Consider the following 2,988-nt stretch of genomic DNA (forward strand, 5'->3'; position numbering starts at 1 on the left):
CCGAGGCGAAAGCCCGCGGCGCCCAGGTGCTGCTGACGCCGGAGCTGGCGTTGTGTGGTTACCCGCCGGAAGATCTGTTGCTGCGCCCGGATTTCTACCGGGCCTGCAACCGGGCGCTCGACGATCTGGCCAGGCGAATCGATGGCATTGCCGTCATTGTCGGCCATCCGGAAGAGCACCATGGTCGCTGCTACAACGCGGCAACGGTCATCGAAAATGGCCGGAAAATCGCGGGTTACCGCAAGATTCGCCTGCCGAATTACGAAGTTTTCGACGAAAAACGCTATTTTGAGGCGGGCAGCGAAGCCTGCGTCGTCACTCTCGGTGGCGTGCGTTGCGGCATCAATATCTGCGCCGACATCTGGGAAGAGGGCGCTGCCGAACTGGCCCGTGCCGCCGGCGCCGAGCTGCTGCTGGTTCTCAACGCCTCGCCCTGCCATCTCGAAAAACATCAGCAACGCGCCCAAGTGCTCGGTGATCGCATCGATGCCACGGGCATTCCGGCCATTTATGGCAATCTGGTTGGCGGCCAGGACGAACTGGTCTTCGATGGCGCTTCGTTTGCGCTCGATGCCCGAAAAAACTGTTGCATGCGTCTGCCCGCTTTCGCCGAGGCGCTCGGCATTGTCGATTTCGAGGCCGGCTGCCTGCGTTCCGAACAACTGGCCGACGAGCTGTCGGTCGAGGCCGAGGCTTACGGGGCCCTGGTTCTCGGTGTTCGTGACTACATCGGCAAGACCGGTTTCAAGGGCGCCATCATTGGCCTGTCCGGCGGCATCGACTCGGCGTTGACGCTCTGTGTCGCCGTCGATGCGCTGGGCGCCGACAAGGTGCGGGCGGTCATGATGCCCTCGCCCTATACGGCGCAGATGAGCCTCGACGATTCGCGCGAGATGATCCGTGTTCTTGGCGTGCGCTACGACGAGATCGCCATCGCGCCGGCGATGGACATCTACGGCAGCATGCTCGATCCGTTGTTCGTCGGCTTGCCGGATGATACGACCGAAGAAAACATCCAGGCGCGCATTCGCGGCAACATCCTGATGGCCATCTCCAACAAGACCGGTGCGCTGGTCCTGACCACCGGCAACAAGTCGGAAATGGCCGTCGGCTACTGTACGCTGTACGGCGACATGGCCGGCGGCTTCGCGGTGATCAAGGACGTCTACAAGACGCTGGTCTATCGCCTGTCGCGCTATCGCAATACGCTGTGCCAGGGTGACCCAGTCATTCCGGAAAACATTATCGTCCGGCCGCCATCGGCTGAATTGAAGCCTGGCCAGACCGACCAGGATTCATTGCCACCCTACGAAGTGCTCGATGCCATCGTTCGCGCCTACATGGAAGAAGACCGCAGCCCGCGCGAAATCATTGCGGCTGGCTTGCCGGAAGATGCCGTACGCCGGGTCGTCCGTCTGCTCCATATCGCCGAATACAAGCGCCGCCAGGCGCCGATTGGCATTCGTATCACGCCGCGTGGCTTCGGCAAGGATTGGCGGTATCCTATTACCAACCGATATTCGGACGAATTTTAAGAACCTGCAAAGAAGGAATCAGCCCATGAAAAAAATAGAAGCTGTCATCAAACCGTTCAAGCTCGACGAAGTGCGCGAGGCCCTGTCGGAAATCGGTATCGCTGGCCTGACTGTCACCGAGGTCAAGGGCTTTGGCCGCCAAAAGGGGCACACCGAGCTGTATCGTGGCGCCGAATACGTGGTCGATTTCCTGCCCAAGATCAAGATCGAGATCGTCGTCAATACCGAACAGGTCGATGCCGCCATCGAGGCTATCATCAAGGCGGCGCGGACCGGCAAGATCGGCGACGGCAAGATTTTCGTCACGCCGGTTGAACAGGTGGTGCGCATCCGTACCGGCGAAACCAACGAAGCAGCGATCTGAGCCTTGTGTTTGAGTCGGAGACTGTACGCCTACGGTCGACCGGAAAAAACGGCCGAAAATGAAAAGGGCAGCGGTGGCTGCCCTTACTTATTTCTGGTTGCGCAATAGAACGATCAGCGCGCCTTCGCCGCCATCCGGCGGTTTGGCTTGGCAGTAGGCCAGCACCTCCTGGCGTTGGGCCAGCCAGCCGCGCACGAGTTGACGCAGAATCGAGGTTTTTTGCGGCGAACCCAAGCCCTTGCCATGCACGACCCGGACGCAACGTTTGCCGTGGTGCAGGCATTCAGCCAGGAAGGAAGCGAGCCGATGCCGGGCTTCATCCCGGTTCAGGCCGTGCAGGTCGATTTCGTCCTGAATCACCCAGCGTCCACGCCGCAAATCGCGCAGGACATTCTGGGCCAGTCCGCTGCGCAAATAATGCGGCTCGTCACCACCTTCAAGCCGGTCCTGCAGGCCAATAGTGCCATGCAGGCTTTCATGCAGGGCAGCCTGTTCGTCGGCCAGATGCTGGAGCGGGCGGGGCGGCGGTGGCCGTGTGCCATGCTCGACCACATTGGCTGGCGGCAACGGCGCGACGCCGGCCATGGCAGCCCGGAATTCGGCCTGAACCGGATCAAGCGTGGCAACCTGCCGGGGCGACCCGGATTCTGCGGCGGGTAGATTCCAGTGTGCTGGCCAGGCTTCCTGACGCGGCTTTTTGCGCTCGGCGGGCTGGTTTTCGCTGCCTGTCGGCGGGGCTGAAACTTTGCGTTTCGGTTTGCTCAGCTGAACGCGATTGACCGGCGGCAGTGGCTTGATGTCAGCCACCGCCGCCTGGAAGGCAGCGAGGTCTTCCGGGTCGATCAAACTCAGGCGAGCAGGTCGAGGTAACGCTCGGCGTCGAGCGCCGCCATGCAGCCGGTGCCGGCCGACGTGCAGGCCTGCTTGTAGATCTGGTCCTGCACGTCGCCGGCAGCGAAGACGCCGGCGATGCTGGTCTGTGTCGCGTTGCCGTTGCGGCCGGCTTCGGTGACCAGGTAGCCGTTATCCATCTCGAGTTGACCGGCAAAGATGTCGGTATTCGGTTTGTGGCCGATGGCGATGAAAACG

General features: G+C 61.5%; 4 protein-coding genes. 2 read left to right on the plus strand and 2 right to left on the minus strand.

All coding sequences use genetic code 11. The annotated features are described in order from the left end of the window. Together ADADOO_RS10050 and ADADOO_RS10055 are read left to right on the plus strand one after the other, a co-directional pair. The coding region (locus tag ADADOO_RS10050) for an NAD+ synthase (RefSeq protein ID WP_511277203.1) at positions 1 to 1,535 on the plus strand (1,535 nt) is incomplete at its 5' end. 25 nt (positions 1,536 to 1,560) lie between these two features. Further along, entirely contained in the window at positions 1,561 to 1,899 is a 339-nt protein-coding gene (locus ADADOO_RS10055; protein WP_511277204.1) for a P-II family nitrogen regulator, read from the plus strand. Positions 1,900 to 1,986: 87 nt separating this feature from the next. Here the strand turns inward: ADADOO_RS10055 and ADADOO_RS10060 are convergent, their stop codons facing one another. After that, positions 1,987 to 2,745: a Smr/MutS family protein gene (locus ADADOO_RS10060; RefSeq protein WP_511277206.1), complete on the minus strand. Its 759-nt coding sequence runs from the start codon at positions 2,743 to 2,745 to the stop codon at positions 1,987 to 1,989. 2 nt (positions 2,746 to 2,747) lie between these two features. Next, positions 2,748 to 2,988: FAD-dependent oxidoreductase (locus tag ADADOO_RS10065; RefSeq protein WP_511277208.1), on the minus strand; the 241-nt coding region annotated here is incomplete at its 5' end.

Source organism: Azonexus sp., assembly GCF_036170495.1.
GTDB lineage: Bacteria > Pseudomonadota > Gammaproteobacteria > Burkholderiales > Rhodocyclaceae > Azonexus.

What these genes read in the sequence shown, in the direction of transcription:
- ADADOO_RS10055 (WP_511277204.1), top strand. Translation starts at nt 1,561, where the DNA reads ATGAAAAAAATAGAAGCTGTCATCAAACCGTTCAAGCTCGACGAAGTG.